General features: G+C 71.5%; 15 protein-coding genes. 8 read left to right on the top strand and 7 right to left on the bottom strand.

Annotation, left to right across the window (positions count from 1 at the left end; translation table 11 throughout):
* Positions 1-189: 189 nt before the first annotated feature.
* Entirely contained in the window at positions 190-1,050 is an 861-nt protein-coding gene (locus tag DI272_RS28620; protein ID WP_109498097.1) for a biotin--[acetyl-CoA-carboxylase] ligase, read from the bottom strand.
* Positions 1,051-1,160: 110 nt separating this feature from the next.
* On the opposite strand from DI272_RS28620, the gene DI272_RS28615 reads away from it, so the two are divergent.
* Together DI272_RS28615 and DI272_RS28610 are read left to right on the top strand one after the other, a co-directional pair.
* Positions 1,161-2,744 (top strand): acyl-CoA carboxylase subunit beta, encoded by a 1,584-nt coding sequence (locus tag DI272_RS28615; protein ID WP_109498096.1) that lies wholly within the window; start codon positions 1,161-1,163, stop codon positions 2,742-2,744.
* Positions 2,745-2,753: 9 nt separating this feature from the next.
* Entirely contained in the window at positions 2,754-2,963 is a 210-nt protein-coding gene (locus tag DI272_RS28610) for an acyl-CoA carboxylase epsilon subunit (protein ID WP_109498095.1), read from the top strand.
* Here the strand turns inward: DI272_RS28610 and DI272_RS28605 are convergent.
* Positions 2,960-4,072, bottom strand: a complete 1,113-nt coding sequence (locus DI272_RS28605; protein ID WP_109498094.1) for an SGNH/GDSL hydrolase family protein — start codon at positions 4,070-4,072, stop codon at positions 2,960-2,962. The genes DI272_RS28610 and DI272_RS28605 overlap by 4 nt on opposite strands.
* 132 nt (positions 4,073-4,204) lie before the next feature.
* Between DI272_RS28605 and mmpB the strand changes: the two genes are divergently transcribed.
* Both mmpB and DI272_RS28595 read left to right on the top strand, forming a co-directional pair.
* A complete protein-coding gene (gene mmpB / locus DI272_RS45545) occupies positions 4,205-4,333 on the top strand; it encodes a morphogenic membrane protein MmpB (RefSeq protein WP_109498093.1) in 129 nt (42 codons plus the stop codon).
* Positions 4,334-4,355: 22 nt separating this feature from the next.
* A complete protein-coding gene (locus tag DI272_RS28595; RefSeq protein ID WP_109498092.1) occupies positions 4,356-4,976 on the top strand; it encodes a nucleoside triphosphate pyrophosphatase in 621 nt (206 codons plus the stop codon).
* On the opposite strand, the gene DI272_RS28590 is transcribed toward DI272_RS28595, so the two are convergent.
* Positions 4,945-5,436, bottom strand: a complete 492-nt coding sequence (locus DI272_RS28590) for a hypothetical protein (protein WP_109498091.1) — start codon at positions 5,434-5,436, stop codon at positions 4,945-4,947. The two genes, DI272_RS28595 and DI272_RS28590, sit on opposite strands and share 32 nt — an antisense overlap.
* A gap of 364 nt (positions 5,437-5,800) precedes the next feature.
* Here DI272_RS28590 and DI272_RS28585 point away from each other — a divergent pair, with 364 nt between their 5' ends.
* Positions 5,801-7,576, top strand: a complete 1,776-nt coding sequence (locus tag DI272_RS28585) for a biotin carboxylase N-terminal domain-containing protein (protein ID WP_109498090.1) — start codon at positions 5,801-5,803, stop codon at positions 7,574-7,576.
* A 118-nt stretch (positions 7,577-7,694) separates the two neighbouring features.
* Here the strand turns inward: DI272_RS28585 and DI272_RS28580 are convergent, their stop codons facing one another.
* Together DI272_RS28580 and DI272_RS28575 are read right to left on the bottom strand one after the other, a co-directional pair.
* On the bottom strand, positions 7,695-8,393 hold the full coding sequence (locus DI272_RS28580; RefSeq protein WP_109498089.1) for a hypothetical protein: 699 nt from the start codon (positions 8,391-8,393) through the stop codon (positions 7,695-7,697).
* Positions 8,394-8,498: 105 nt separating this feature from the next.
* Entirely contained in the window at positions 8,499-9,488 is a 990-nt protein-coding gene (locus tag DI272_RS28575; protein WP_109498088.1) for a helix-turn-helix transcriptional regulator, read from the bottom strand.
* 177 nt (positions 9,489-9,665) lie between these two features.
* Here DI272_RS28575 and DI272_RS28570 point away from each other — a divergent pair, with 177 nt between their 5' ends.
* Positions 9,666-10,295 (top strand): TetR/AcrR family transcriptional regulator, encoded by a 630-nt coding sequence (locus DI272_RS28570; protein ID WP_109498087.1) that lies wholly within the window; start codon positions 9,666-9,668, stop codon positions 10,293-10,295.
* An 86-nt stretch (positions 10,296-10,381) separates the two neighbouring features.
* Here the strand turns inward: DI272_RS28570 and DI272_RS28565 are convergent, their stop codons facing one another.
* Entirely contained in the window at positions 10,382-11,359 is a 978-nt protein-coding gene (locus DI272_RS28565) for a DeoR/GlpR family DNA-binding transcription regulator (protein ID WP_109498086.1), read from the bottom strand.
* A gap of 166 nt (positions 11,360-11,525) precedes the next feature.
* Positions 11,526-12,974 (bottom strand): NAD(P)H-quinone dehydrogenase, encoded by a 1,449-nt coding sequence (locus tag DI272_RS28560; RefSeq protein WP_109498085.1) that lies wholly within the window; start codon positions 12,972-12,974, stop codon positions 11,526-11,528.
* 96 nt (positions 12,975-13,070) lie between these two features.
* Between DI272_RS28560 and DI272_RS28555 the strand changes: the two genes are divergently transcribed.
* Entirely contained in the window at positions 13,071-13,508 is a 438-nt protein-coding gene (locus tag DI272_RS28555) for a gamma-glutamylcyclotransferase (RefSeq protein ID WP_109501081.1), read from the top strand.
* Positions 13,509-13,620: 112 nt separating this feature from the next.
* Positions 13,621-14,445: a purine-nucleoside phosphorylase gene (locus DI272_RS28550; protein WP_109498084.1), complete on the top strand. Its 825-nt coding sequence runs from the start codon at positions 13,621-13,623 to the stop codon at positions 14,443-14,445.
* Positions 14,446-14,553 lie beyond the last annotated feature (108 nt).

The following is a 14,553-nucleotide window of genomic DNA, read 5'->3' as shown; positions in this document are numbered from 1 at the left end:
CTTCCGATCTGCCACGGCCAGGTATCGACCGGCCTTCACTTTACGGCAGGTGTGCGGTAGCTCACTCCCGTGGAGCCGAAGGAGGGGGTGGCTGCGGATGCGTTGCCGGCCGCGGGCGCGTTGCGGCTGGTCGCGCCCAGCGGCGGAGCCGCTGATGGCACCGCCCCGCGCCCCCGAGGAGCCGTCGGCTCACGCCGGTCGCAAGTGGACGATGTCGCCCGCCCCCACCGGTTCCTGTACGCCGTTCTCCGTCGCGATCACCAGACGGCCGTCGCCGTCCACGGCCACCGCCTCCCCGGTGATCGAGCGGTCCCCCGGCAGCTCGGCCCGCACCGTCCTCCCCAGCGTCGCGCACCCCGCCGCATACGTCTCCTGAAGCCCGCTGACCGTCGGATCGCCCCCGGCCGCCCGCCAGCGCCCGTACCACTCCTCCAGCGCCCGCAGCACGCCCCGCAGCAGCGGATCGCGGTCCGTGCTCACCGCCCCCGCCAGCGCCAGCGAGCCGGCCGCCGGCACCGGCAGCTCGTCCTCGCGCAGGGTGACGTTGATGCCGACCCCGACGACGATCCCGTCCTCCCCGGCCCGCTCCGCGAGGATGCCCCCGGCCTTGCGCTCCTCGCCGCCCACGGTCACCAGCAGGTCGTTGGGCCACTTGAGTGCCGTGTCGACCCCCGCGGCCCGCGACAGCCCGGTCGCCACGGCCACGCCGGTCAGCAGCGGCAGCCACCCCCACCGCGCCACCGGTACCTCCGCCGGCTTCAGCAGGACCGAGAAGAACAGCCCCGAACGGGCCGGCGCCGTCCACTGACGGTCGAGCCGTCCCCGCCCCGCCGACTGCTCCTCGGCGACGAGGACGGCCCCTTCCCCGGCGTCCCCCTTGACGGCCCGGCCCACCAGGTCGTTGTTGGTGGAGCCGGTGCGCTGCACCACCTCCACCTCGCGCCACAGCCCGCCCTCGCGCACCAGACCACGCCGCAGCGCGGTGACATTGAGCGGAGGACGGTCCAGGTCGGACCAGCGGCTGTCGTCTGAAGCATCTCGCGGCGTCATGCAAGCCACCCTAGGTGTGTCCTACGCCGCACTGCTGATGGGTGGGCCCGCCACTACTCTACGGATGAGTAACCGTCCCCCCTTTTGAGCAGGCAGGGAGCCGCGACCCGATGGCCGAGCCGGAAGAGATCGACATCCACACCACCGCGGGCAAGCTCGCGGACCTCCAGCGCCGCATCGACGAGGCGACGCACGCCGGCTCCGCACGCGCCGTGGAGAAGCAGCACGCCAAGGGCAAGCTGACGGCGCGCGAGCGGATCGAGCTGCTGCTCGACGAGGGGTCGTTCGTCGAGCTGGACGAGTTCGCCCGGCACCGCTCCACCAACTTCGGGCTGGAGAAGAACCGCCCGTACGGCGACGGGGTCGTCACCGGGTACGGCACGGTGGACGGCCGCCCCGTCGCCGTGTTCTCGCAGGACTTCACCGTCTTCGGCGGGGCGCTCGGCGAGGTGTACGGCCAGAAGATCGTCAAGGTCATGGACTTCGCGCTGAAGACCGGCTGCCCGGTCATCGGCATCAACGACTCCGGCGGCGCCCGCATCCAGGAGGGGGTCGCCTCGCTCGGCGCCTACGGTGAGATCTTCCGCCGGAACACGCACGCGTCGGGGGTCATCCCGCAGATCAGCCTCGTCGTGGGCCCGTGCGCGGGTGGCGCGGTCTACTCCCCGGCGATCACCGACTTCACGGTGATGGTCGACCAGACCTCGCACATGTTCATCACCGGCCCGGACGTCATCAAGACCGTCACCGGCGAGGACGTCGGCTTCGAGGAGCTCGGCGGCGCCCGCACCCACAACGCCGTCTCCGGCGTGGCCCACCACATGGCCGGGGACGAGAAGGACGCCATCGAGTACATCAAGCAGCTGCTGTCGTACCTGCCGTCCAACAACCTCTCCGAGGCGCCGGTCTACCCGGAGGAGGCCGACCTCACGGTCACCGAGGAGGACCGCGAGCTCGACACCCTCGTCCCGGACAGCGCCAACCAGCCGTACGACATCAAGACGGTCGTCGAACACGTCCTGGACGACGCCGAGTTCTTCGAGACCCAGCCGCTGTACGCGCCGAACATCGTCACCGGCTACGGGCGCGTGGAGGGCCACCCGGTCGGCATCGTCGCCAACCAGCCGATGCAGTTCGCCGGCTGCCTGGACATCAAGGCGTCCGAGAAGGCGGCCCGGTTCGTGCGGACCTGCGACGCCTTCAACATCCCGGTGCTGACCTTCGTCGACGTCCCCGGCTTCCTGCCGGGCGTGGACCAGGAGCACGACGGCATCATCCGCCGCGGCGCGAAGCTGATCTACGCCTACGCCGAGGCGACCGTCCCGCTGATCACGGTCATCACCCGCAAGGCCTTCGGCGGCGCCTACGACGTCATGGGCTCCAAGCACCTGGGCGCCGACCTCAACCTGGCCTGGCCCACCGCCCAGATCGCGGTCATGGGCGCCCAGGGCGCGGTCAACATCCTGCACCGGCGCACCATCGCCGAGGCGGATGACGTCGAGGCCACCCGGGCCCGGGTGATCCAGGAGTACGAGGACACCCTCCTCAACCCCTACATCGCGGCCGAGCGCGGCTATGTCGACGCCGTGATCATGCCGTCCGACACCCGCCACCACATCGTCCGCGGCCTGCGCCAGCTGCGCACCAAGCGCGAGTCGCTGCCGCCCAAGAAGCACGGCAACATCCCCCTGTAAGGAGTCGCTGTGAACATCAAGGTCGTCCGGGGCAACCCGACCCCTGAGGAGCTGGCCGCCGCCCTGGCGGTGGTCAGAGCCCGCGCCGCGGCGGCAGCGGCAGCGCCGTCCGGCGCCCCCCAGCCGCGGGACGGGTGGTCGGACCCGTCCCGCATCGCCACCCGCAGGCTCCCCCAGCCGGGGCCGTCGACCTGGGCACGTACGTACTGGCCCGGTTAGACGACCGGCTGGAGAACCGCCGCCAGGGCTTCGGCCATCACCTGGTACCCCTTGTCGTTCGGGTGCAGGTGATCGCCGAAGTCGTACGCCGGGTGCAGCCGGTCCGGGTCCGCCGGATCGGCCATCACCCGGTGCAGGTCCACCACCGCGTCGTACTCCCCCGCGCGGCTGATCCACTCGTTCACCTCACGGCTCACCTCGGCCGCGTGCCCGCCCCAGTGGTCCGAGCCGCCGAAGGGCAGCAGGGTGGCGCCCACGACCGTCAGGCCCCGGCTCCTGGCCTGCCGTATCAACGCGCGGTACCCGGCGATCAGTTCGTCCGCCTCGACCACCGGGGCGGGCCGGTACGTGGGCTGTTCGCCGGCCTCGCTGAAGCCGATGTCGTTCAGCCCGAGCAGGACGACGACCGTGTCCACCCCGGCCTGGCTGAGGACGTCCCGCCCGAACCGGTGGACGCCCTTCTCGCCGTACCACGCGGAGTCGTTGAGCAGCAGGTTCCCGCCGATCCCGGCGTTGAGCACGGGCCGCCCGGTCAGCCTCGCCAGCGCGTCCGACCACCGCCGGTCGGCGCCCGTCGTGGACCCGAACCCGTCGGTGATCGAGTCGCCGAACAGCACCACCCCGTCGCCGCGTCCGGCGTCCGCCTCCACCGCGCTCAGGAAGTACCAGGACTCCGAGACCGCGTCGAAGCCGTCGGCGGACTCCAGCAGTTCCCCCTCCCCGCGATGGCTGGTCGCGAACGCCTGCGCGTGGAAGGTCGCGGGCCCGGTCGCCGCGTCGAAGTACAGCGTGACGGCGACCGACTCCCCCGCGGCGACGGCGAGTCGGGCCGGGTCGCTGACGGCCTCCCCGCGGGCCGGGATCGCCACGTCCGGGCGGCCCCCGAAGCTCAGCCTCCGCCCGCCCGCGCTCGCCCCCGCGACCCGCACCGACGAGGTGCCGTACGCGTTCGACAGCCGTATCCGCACCCGCTCCCCGCCGCCGCTCAGCGGGACGACCTGCCGCAGCGACTGCCGCCAGAAGCCCTCCCGCGACCAGTTGGGGGTGAAGCCCTCGCTCGGGAGCTGGGGCGAGGCGGCCCAGACGGTGGTCCAGACGTCGGTGGACATGGCAGCACGACCTTCCAAACGGGACTGAAGTTCCTTTAACGATAGACACAGTAATGGAACTCCAGACCCTTTTGGTGAAGTTGAGTACGCGTACTCAGGCGCCGCCCCGCCCCGCCCGCGCACGCTGGCCCCATGCTCTGGTCCGACCCCGAGAACGAACCGCCCAAGGAACTGCGCGACATGCAGGAGATGTTGCGGAGACTGGGCCTGTTCCTGGCGTTGGCCATGCTGCTGGCGATGCTCGTGCTCGGCACGAAATGACGGCCGCCGATACCCTGACCGCATGACTGATCAGCCGCGCCGCCGACTTGTCCTCGCCTCCCAGTCCCCCGCCCGGCTGAACCTGCTGCGGCAGGCCGGGCTGGCCCCCGAGGTGATCGTGAGCGGCGTCGACGAGGACGCCGTCAGCGCCCCCACCCCCGCCGAACTGGCCCTCGCGCTCGCCGAGGCGAAGGCCTCCGTGGTGTCGGCGAAGCCCGAGATCAAGGGCGCCATCGTGATCGGCTGCGACTCCGTGCTCGACCTCGACGGCGAGGCGCTCGGCAAGCCCGCGGACGCCGAGGAGGCCACCGCCCGCTGGAAGGCCATGCGCGGGCGCGCGGGGACGCTCCAGACCGGCCACTGCGTCTACGACACCGTCTCCGGCCGGTACGTCTCGGCCGTCGCCTCGACCGTCGTCCGCTTCGGCGAGCCGACCGACGAGGAGATCGCCGCGTACGTCGCCTCCGGCGAACCCCTCTACGTCGCCGGGGCGTTCACGCTCGACGGCCGCAGCGCGCCGTTCATCGACGGCATCGACGGCGACCACGGCAACGTGATCGGCATCAGCCTGCCCCTGGTCCGCAGGCTGCTGGCCGAACTGGGCGTGCGGATCACGGAGTTGTGGGCGCCGGCGGAGAAGTGACGGGGTCCGCGCCCCCCTTGGCGCCGCCGTCCCCCTTGGGGTCCCCGGGGACGGCGTCGGCGGGCTCCTGAGGACTGTCGTACGTCATCAGGAGCAGCACGATCAGCGCCAGCACGACCACCATGAACACGAACTCGGCCGGGCCCAGCAGACCCCAGGCGAACGCGCCCAGCAGGGCGTGCACCACGGCCGCGCTGATCAGCAGGATGCGGCCGAAGCCGGCGGGCGGCCGGTTGCGCAGCGCCACCAGCAGTGCCACCAGACCGCACAGGGCGAAGTAGAGGCCGAAGACGATGCCGCCGACCTTCGACGAGACCGACATCATGTCCGGGTCGAGGCCGGCGAGGGACATGTCCTGACGGTCGACGACCACCCCGAGGAACCAGTTGACCGCCGCGATCCCGAACGCCTCCACGAAGAGGACGACCGCCACGATCCACGCCACCGGTCTGCGCACCACCGGTCCCCACCCACTCTCAAGCCGAGCCCTGGTTACCCCAAGTACGTTCGATACAGCGCGAACGCTACTAACGGGTAAACCGTGGGACAAGGGTTCTGCGAACGGCAAAGAATCATTGGGCCATTCGTAGGGACTCCACAAAGAAACAGAGTGGCCCGCAGCACGTGGTGACAGAGACCTTGACCACAGGGGCGGGCTAGGGTTTTCCGGAGGAGTCCTGCGTACCGAAGCGCGACAAGGGATTTCGCGGGTCGAGCGAGCCTCGAATCACGCTCCGTGTGGGCAAGCTCACCATTGGGGACGGGTCGAAGTGCCGTGTCGGCAGTCCCTAAACTCGGCTTGTTTCAAGGAGGGAGCCTCAATCGTGCGCAAGGTGCTCATCGCCAACCGTGGCGAAATCGCTGTCCGCGTGGCCCGGGCCTGCCGGGATGCCGGTATCGCGAGCGTGGCCGTCTACGCCGACCCGGACCGGGACGCTCTGCATGTCCGCGCCGCGGATGAGGCGTTCGCTCTGGGCGGTGACACCCCGGCCACCAGCTATCTGGTCATCGACAAGATCCTGAACGCGGCACGGGAGTCAGGTGCCGACGCCGTCCACCCGGGCTACGGCTTCCTGTCCGAGAACGCCGAGTTCGCCCAGGCGGTCCTGGACGCGGGCCTGATCTGGATCGGCCCGCCGCCGCAGGCCATCCGCGACCTCGGCGACAAGGTCGCCGCCCGGCACATCGCCCAGCGCGCCGGCGCGCCGCTGGTCGCCGGTACGCCGGACCCGGTCTCCGGCGCGGAGGAGGTCGTGGCCTTCGCCGAGGAGCACGGCCTGCCGATCGCGATCAAGGCCGCCTTCGGCGGCGGCGGCCGTGGTCTGAAGGTCGCCCGGACCCTGGAAGAGGTCCCGGAGCTCTACGAGTCCGCGGTCCGTGAGGCCGTGGCCGCGTTCGGGCGGGGCGAGTGCTTCGTCGAGCGCTACCTGGACAAGCCGCGGCACGTGGAGACCCAGTGCCTGGCCGACCAGCACGGCAACGTGGTCGTCGTCTCCACCCGTGACTGCTCGTTGCAGCGCCGCCACCAGAAGCTGGTCGAGGAGGCCCCGGCGCCGTTCCTGTCCGAGGAGCAGGTCGCCGAGCTGTACTCGTCGTCGAAGGCCATCCTCAAGGAGGCCGGCTACGTCGGCGCCGGCACGGTCGAGTTCCTGGTCGGCATGGACGGCACGATCTCCTTCCTGGAGGTCAACACCCGTCTCCAGGTGGAGCACCCGGTCACCGAGGAGGTCGCCGGCATCGACCTCGTCCGCGAGATGTTCCGCATCGCCGACGGCGAGGAGCTCGGTTACGGCGACCCGGTCCTGCGCGGCCACTCCTTCGAGTTCCGCATCAACGGCGAGGACCCGGGCCGCAACTTCCTCCCGGCCCCCGGCACCGTCACCGCCTTCACCCCGCCGGCCGGCCCGGGCGTCCGCCTGGACGCGGGCGTCGAGTCCGGCTCGGTCATCGGCCCGGCCTGGGACTCCCTGCTGGCCAAGCTGATCGTCACCGGCGCCACCCGTGAGCAGGCGCTGCAGCGCGCGGCCCGCGCCCTGGAGGAGTTCCAGGTCGAGGGCATGGCGACGGCCATCCCGTTCCACCGCGCGGTGGTCAAGGACCCGGCGTTCGCCCCGGAGCTGACCGGCAGCGAGGACCCGTTCACGGTTCACACCCGCTGGATCGAGACCGAGTTCGTCAACGAGATCAAGCCCTTCGCCGCCCCCGCCGACGCGGAGACGGACGAGGACGACAAGGACCGCGAGACGATCGTCGTCGAGGTCGGCGGCAAGCGCCTCGAGGTCTCCCTGCCGTCCTCCCTCGGCATGTCGCTGGCCCGCACCGGCCTCGCGGCGGGCGCCAAGCCCAAGCGCCGCGCGGCCAAGAAGTCCGGCCCCGTGGCCTCCGGCGACACCCTCGCCTCCCCGATGCAGGGCACGATCGTCAAGATCGCCGTCGAGGAGGGCCAGGAGGTCAAGGAGGGCGACCTGGTCGTCGTCCTGGAGGCCATGAAGATGGAGCAGCCCCTCAACGCGCACAGGTCCGGCACCATCAAGGGCCTGTCCGCGGAGGTGGGCGCGTCGATCACGTCCGGCGCGGCGATCTGCGAGATCAAGGACTGACCGTACGGAGACTCTCGTACGACATCCCGGGGCGCCCGGCGGACTGGAGCAGTCAGTCCGCCGGGCGCTCCGTCTTCCCCCGAGGCAGTGGTCCAAGGGGGTCCCCCGAGGCAGTGGTTCAGGAGGTGCCGCGCACCCAGCCCGTGCCGTGGCGGACGAAGGCGAGGGCCGCACAGCCGAAGGGGACGGCGAGCATCACGAACGACAGGACGGTCACCGGCTCCACGCCGGTGACGAACCCGGCGACGTTGAGCGGCATGGACAGGATCAGCAGCCAGGCGGCCCACGCCGGGACGGTCCGGGTGCGCAGCAGCGCGACACCGAGCAGGACGGCGCCGATGACGTGGGCGGCGACGAAGTACAGGACCGGCACGCCCACCACGACCAGGTCGTCGGTGCCCTTCGCCACCTTCGCGAGGGTGCTGACGTCGACTCCCTTGTCGAGCGCGCCGAGGGCGACGGTGTCGAGCGACGGGGTCAGGGTGATCGCGAGCAGCCCGGTGCCGAAGAGGACCGAGCCCCACAGGCCGAGCCGGGCGGATCGCGCGGTGGCGAGCATCCCCACGGCGACCAGACCCGGGGCGATGACGAGGGTCCCGGCCGTCCACAGCCACACGGACACTTCCGTGGCTCCCTGGTGGGCGGCGATCACCCGGGCGATCTCGTCCGCGTCGGCGTTGGTGTCGTACGGACTGATCAGGAACGCCGCCGCGAACAGCAGCGGCCCCAGCACGGCCGCGAGCCCCGCGAGCCGCCGCGCGGTCCCGGCGGACGGCGCCTCTGTGGTGGTGGGCGGATGTGACGAGGTAGTGGCCATGAGGGTCCCCCTGAGGTCGCGTCGTGCGGAGCGCCTCAAGCCAGTGAACCGAGAGGACCCGGCCGGTGACCATCCGTCAATTCTGAGGGGTTGCGGCGGGCGCGCTCAGTCGCTCAGCAGTCCGAGATCCCGTCCCCGCCGCAGCAGCGCCGCCGTGTGACCGGCCTCCAGCTTCCGGTGCAGGGAGGCGATGTAGCCGCGCACGGTGGTCGGCGACAGGCCCATCCTGCGGGCCGCCTCCGTCGCCGTACGGCCGTCGTGGAGGTGGCGCAGCGTCCGGTGCTCCTGCTCGGTCACCCCGAGCAGCCGGGCGAGGGTCCGGCCCCGGGCGAGGTCGCGCAGGAGGAGCAGGGCGGGCAGTCCGGGGGCGTCCGGCGGCACGGGCCGCACCTCGACGTCCCGGACGGTGAACGGCCGCTCCTGCCCCCTCCGGGGATCGTCCCGCACGACGGCGAGGAGTTCGGCGGCGAGGGCGTTCAGCGGCTCGGGCCGGCCGTCCTCGCCGAGCGCCGCCACGCCCCAGCCGTGGCTCGCGGCCAGGGCCAGGGCCGCGGCGGAGAGCGCGAGCAGCCGCTGCCGTTCGGCCAGCCGCCGTTCCAGGCCGGTCAGTTGGAGCTGGGCGAGGCCGAGCAGGTCGCGTTCCCGTTCGTTGAAGTCGGCGCCGGACCTGACCAGCGCGTACCCCTCGACGGCTCCCGCGCCCGAACCGGCGGTCGCCACCAGGTGCCGGCGCAGCCCGAAGGGCCGGAAGTCCGCGTTGTAGCAGTGGGTGCGCCACCACTGCCGGTCCCCGACGACGTCGCTGACCCGCCAGGCCTGTGACGTGGGGGTCTCCAGCATGACCTCGGTCAGCGGGTGGTCCAGCGGATGGTCGTAGATCACCATCGGGTCCGCGTGGAAGGAGTCCTCGGGCACGGACAGCGCGGACACCCCGCTCCCGTCGACGGAGAGCCGGTAGGCCTGCCCCGCGTCGGCCGGGATCAGCTCCATCAGCGCCCCCAGGGCCCGCTCCCGCAACTCTCGCTCCGACCCGGCGTCCGCCAGCTCGCTCGCGATCCCGAGCACCCGCCGCGCGTCCGCTCCGGCGATCTCCATACGCACTCTCCCGGCGCTGCTCTCGCCATGAGAAGTCCTGAGATGTCAGGGGAAGCCCCGAGAAGGGCGTCCCCGAGAAGAAGGTACGTCCTGAGCGGCCCCCGGCAAGCCCGGAGGGCCGTCTCCGATGGCATCCTGGAGGCATATCGGGGGCGTGCGAGAGAGCAGGTGGGAGCCATGGTGGGCGCGACCTCACAGGAGACCGCGGGGAGCGCGGGGGCCCCGGCGACTCCGGCGGCTCCGGCACCGGCCCGCCCCATGCGCGCCGACGCCCGCCGCAACTACGAACGCCTCCTCACCGAGGCCCGCACGGCCTTCGCCGCCCATGGCGCGGAGGCGTCCCTGGAGGACGTGGCACGACGCGCGGGCGTCGGCATCGGCACCCTCTACCGCCACTTCCCCAACCGCAACGCGCTGCTGAGCGCGGTGTTCGAGGAGGCGGTGGCAGACCTGCTGGCGCGTTCCCGGGAGCTGCTGGCCGACCCCAACCCCTGCGCGGCCCTGGTGACCTGGCTGCGCGAGATCGTCACGCACGCGGGCGAATACCGGGGCCTGGCAAGGCAGTTGATGTCGGTGACGTCCGACGACGGATCGGCCCTGGCGCGTTGCAGCGACCCGATCAGGGAGGCGGGCGGCGCGCTGCTGCGGCGAGCGCAGGAGGCGGGGGCGGTCCGGCCGGAAGTGGCGATCGGCGACCTGCTCCAGCTGACGCACGCGATCGCACTGGCGGCGGAGGAGAGCCCGGGGGACGAGGCCCTGGCGGACAGATTGCTCATGTTGACCCTGAGGGGACTGAAGCCCGCCTAGGGGCGCGGGGAACTGCGCGACCAGCCACACACGATGTGCACTCGCGCAATTGCACGAACCCCTACGGCGATCAGGCGTCGGCGCCTTTAACGCCGCCGCATGTCAGCAACCCGCGCCGCCCGCTCCGCCCCCGACGCCGGCTCACTCAGAACCGACGTTGCCCGAAGTCCCGCCCCGGCGCCGCCCGGTACTCGCCGCGGCCCCGGCAGGGCGACGTCACGGCGCGCTTGGCGCGGGGGGACGGAATCACCCCCCGAGGTCCCCGAGGCCCCCGATTTCCCGGACGCCCCCGCGACGGCGATCTGCACACCCTGGTCGGCCAGCGCCTGCAACTCCGTGCCGGCGCGGTCGTCATGAGCCGGCGGCTCATCCGTCACCAGCCGGGTGATCACATCGGTCGGCACGGTCTGGAACATCGTGTCCGTGCCGAGCTTGGTGTGATCGGCGAGCACGACGACCTCCGCCGCGGCCTGCACCAGCGCCCGGTCGACGGACGCCGACAGCATGTTGGACGTGGACAGCCCGCGCTCGGCGGTGAGACCACTGCCGGACAGGAAGGCCCGCGAGACCCGCAGCCCCTGGAGGGACTGCTCGGCGCCGGAGCCCACCAGCGCGTAGTTGGAACCGCGCAGAGTGCCGCCGGTCATCACGACCTCCACCCGGTTGGCATGGGCCAACGCCTGTGCCACCAGCAGGGAGTTGGTGACGACGGTCAGCCCGGGTACACGAGCGAGCCGGCGGGCCAGCTCCTGTGTCGTCGTACCCGCCCCGACCACGATGGCTTCGCCTTCTTCGACGAAGTTCGCGGCGAGGTCGGCGATGGCCGTCTTCTCGGCGGTCGCGAGATGTGACTTCTGCGGAAAGCCGGACTCCCGCGTAAACCCGCCCGGCAATACCGCACCGCCATGTCGGCGGTCGAGGAGTCCTTCTGCCTCCAGCGCGCGCACGTCCCGCCGTACGGTCACTTCGGAGGTCTGGACGACGCGGGCGAGCTCACGGAGCGACACGGCCCCGTTCGCTCGCACCATTTCGAGGATCAATTGGCGACGTTCTGCAGCGAACACGAAACTGACAGTAACGCGGACGACCGTCTGCTTTCAGCAGTATGCGCCGAATAAACGAAGTTGTTCGCACAGCAGAGTCGGAAGTGGTATAGGGCCTACTCCGCCCGACTATGCCGCACGAATGGTCGGCAACTCCCCGTGACCAGCGGGGAGTCGGTTTCGGCCGTCAGACCTCGCCGGTTTCCTTACGGGTGTGGAGCTGACGGGCCACCTCCGCGATCGACCCCGAAAGGGACGGATACACGGTGAACGCGTTCGCGATCTGTTCGACGGTCAGGTTGTTGTCGACGGCGATCGAGATGGGATGGATCAGTTCCGAGGCGCGCGGCGCGACGACCACACCTCCGACCACGATGCCGGTGCCCGGACGGCAGAAGATCTTCACGAAGCCGTCGCGGATGCCCTGCATCTTGGCGCGCGGGTTGCGCAGCAGGGGCAGCTTGACGACCCGCGCGTCGATCTTGCCCGCGTCGACGTCGGCCTGCGTGTAGCCGACGGTGGCGATCTCCGGGTCGGTGAAGACGTTGGAGGAGACCGTCTTGAGGTTCAGCGGGGCCACCGCGTCGCCCAGGAAGTGGTACATGGCGATACGGCCCTGCATGGCGGCGACGGACGCGAGCGCGAAGACGCCAGTCACGTCACCGGCGGCGTAGACGCCGGGAGCCGTCGTCCGGGACACCTTGTCGGTCCAGATGTGCCCGGAGTCGCGCACCTTGACGCCGGCCTCCTCCAGGCCCAGGCCCGCGCTGTTGGGGATGGCGCCGACGGCCATCAGGCAGTGGGTGCCGGAGATGACGCGGCCGTCGGAGAGGGTGACCTCGACGCGGTCGCCGACCCGCTTGGCGGCGGCGGCGCGGGAGCGGGCCATGACGTTCATGCCGCGGCGGCGGAAGACGTCCTCCAGGACGGCGGCGGCGTCCGGGTCCTCGCCCGGCAGCACGCGGTCGCGGGAGGAGACCAGGGTGACCTTGGAGCCGAGCGCCTGGTAGGCGCCGGCGAACTCGGCACCCGTCACACCGGAACCGACCACGATGAGCTCTTCCGGCAGCTCGGTGAGGTCGTACACCTGCGTCCAGTTGAAGATGCGCTCGCCGTCGGGCAGCGCGTCGGGCACCTCGCGGGGGTGGCCGCCGGTCGCGATGAGGACGGCGTCGGCGGTGAGGGTCTCCTCGCTGCCGTCGGCGGTGCTGACGACCACCTTGCGGGAGCCGTCGAGGGCCTGCATGCCCTCCAGGCGGCCCCGGCCGCGCATGACCCGGGCGCCGGCCCGCGTGACGGAGGCGGTGATGTCGTGCGACTGGGCGAGCGCGAGGCGCTTCACCCGCCGGTTGACCTTGCCGAGGTCCACGCCCACGACCCGGGCGGCCTGCTCCAGGGGCGGGGTGTCGTCGGCGACGATGATGCCGAGCTCTTCGTACGACGAGTCGAAGGTGGTCATCACCTCGGCCGTAGCGATAAGGGTCTTCGACGGCACGCAGTCGGTCAGCACCGACGCTCCGCCCAGACCGTCGCAGTCGACGACGGTCACCTCCGCGCCGAGCTGCGCCGCGACCAGCGCCGCTTCGTATCCGCCGGGTCCGCCACCGATGATCACGATCCGAGTCACGTACTCCATTGTCCCGCACGCTTCAAGGTGCTACCGCCCGGGGCCCCGCCCGAGACGCCACTGTTACGGGAGTGACGCCGGATGCCGCTGCCGTACCCTCTCTGCATGTCGCTCTACGCCGCCTACGCCGGCAATCTCGACGCCCGGCTGATGACGCGCCGCGCCCCGCACTCGCCGCTGCGCGCGACCGGCTGGCTCAACGGCTGGCGGCTCACCTTCGGCGGCGAGCAGATGGGCTGGGAGGGCGCCCTCGCGACGATCGTGGAGGACCCCACCTGCCAGGTCTTCGTCGCGCTGTACGACATCGCCCCGCTGGACGAGGAGTCCCTGGACCGCTGGGAGGGCGTCGGGCTCGGCATCTACCGCCGGATGCGGGTCCGGGTGCACACCCTCGACTCCGAGGAGTCGGCGTGGGTGTACGTCCTCGACGCCTACGAGGGCGGCCTGCCCTCGGCCCGCTACCTCGGCGAGATCGCGGACGCGGCGGAATCGGCGGGCGCGCCGCACGACTATGTGATGGAGCTGCGCAAGCGCCCCTGCTGACCCGCCCGGTAACCGGAGTCACGCCCTTCGTTGGAAACGACAAGACAACGATCGCCATCCCGTTCGCTCTGTCATCTACGCGCGTAGGCCGGAAGCGGCTACGCTCATCCGCGTGAACGCATCTCTTCTTCCGGACGACATCCAGGGCGACCCGCACGCCGCCGCCGACGCCGCCGCCGCGCGCCTGCGCGAACTGACCGGCGCCGAGACCCACGACGTCGCCCTCGTGATGGGCTCCGGCTGGGCTCCGGCCGTGGACGCCCTCGGCGTGCCCGACGCCGAGTTCCAGGTCACCGAGCTGCCCGGGTTCCCGCCGCCGGCGGTCGCGGGCCACGGCGGCAAGATCCGCTCGTACCGGATCGGCGAGAAGCGCGCCCTGGTCTTCCTGGGCCGCACGCACTACTACGAGGGCCGCGGCGTGGCGGCGGTCGCGCACGGTGTCCGTACGGCGGTGGCGGCGGGCTGCAAGACGGTCGTCCTCACCAACGGCTGCGGCGGTCTGCGCGAGGGCATGCGTCCCGGCCAGCCGGTCCTGATCAGCGACCACATCAACCTCACGGCCACGTCCCCGATCATCGGCGCGAACTTCGTCGACCTGACGGACCTGTACTCGCCGCGCCTGCGCGCCCTGTGCAAGGAGATCGACCCGACGCTCGAAGAGGGCGTGTACGCGCAGTTCCCCGGCCCGCACTACGAGACCCCGGCGGAGATCCGCATGGCCCGCGTCATCGGCGCGGACCTGGTCGGCATGTCGACGGTCCTGGAGGCGATCGCCGCACGCGAGGCGGGTGCGGAGGTGCTGGGCATCTCCCTGGTGACGAACCTCGCGGCGGGCATGACGGGCGAGCCCCTCAACCACGAAGAGGTCCTCCAGGCGGGCCGGGATTCGGCGACGCAGATGGGCGCGCTGCTGGCACAGGTGCTCGGCCGCATCTGACCGCCCCGTCTCGGTCGGCTGGAGGGGGAACCGTTCAGCCGGCCGGGACGCGTGGGTGTCAGCACCCCCACGCACCCGCACCGCACACACGACGAGAGGCTGACCCCG

Origin of the sequence: Streptomyces sp. Act143 (assembly GCF_003143935.1) — a bacterium.
GTDB lineage: Bacteria > Actinomycetota > Actinomycetes > Streptomycetales > Streptomycetaceae > Streptomyces.
Note: the sequence above shows the minus strand (reverse complement) of the source record. Positions and strands in the feature narration are given on the sequence as shown.

What these genes read in the sequence shown, in the direction of transcription:
- DI272_RS28620 (WP_109498097.1), bottom strand. Translation starts at nt 1,050, where the DNA reads ATGACGCCGCGAGATGCTTCAGACGACAGCCGCTGGTCCGACCTGGAC.
- DI272_RS28615 (WP_109498096.1), top strand. Translation starts at nt 1,161, where the DNA reads ATGGCCGAGCCGGAAGAGATCGACATCCACACCACCGCGGGCAAGCTC.
- DI272_RS28605 (WP_109498094.1), bottom strand. Translation starts at nt 4,072, where the DNA reads ATGTCCACCGACGTCTGGACCACCGTCTGGGCCGCCTCGCCCCAGCTC.
- mmpB (WP_109498093.1), top strand. Translation starts at nt 4,205, where the DNA reads ATGCTCTGGTCCGACCCCGAGAACGAACCGCCCAAGGAACTGCGCGAC.
- DI272_RS28595 (WP_109498092.1), top strand. Translation starts at nt 4,356, where the DNA reads ATGACTGATCAGCCGCGCCGCCGACTTGTCCTCGCCTCCCAGTCCCCC.
- DI272_RS28580 (WP_109498089.1), bottom strand. Translation starts at nt 8,393, where the DNA reads ATGGCCACTACCTCGTCACATCCGCCCACCACCACAGAGGCGCCGTCC.
- DI272_RS28575 (WP_109498088.1), bottom strand. Translation starts at nt 9,488, where the DNA reads ATGGAGATCGCCGGAGCGGACGCGCGGCGGGTGCTCGGGATCGCGAGC.
- DI272_RS28570 (WP_109498087.1), top strand. Translation starts at nt 9,666, where the DNA reads ATGGTGGGCGCGACCTCACAGGAGACCGCGGGGAGCGCGGGGGCCCCG.
- DI272_RS28560 (WP_109498085.1), bottom strand. Translation starts at nt 12,974, where the DNA reads ATGGAGTACGTGACTCGGATCGTGATCATCGGTGGCGGACCCGGCGGA.
- DI272_RS28555 (WP_109501081.1), top strand. Translation starts at nt 13,071, where the DNA reads ATGTCGCTCTACGCCGCCTACGCCGGCAATCTCGACGCCCGGCTGATG.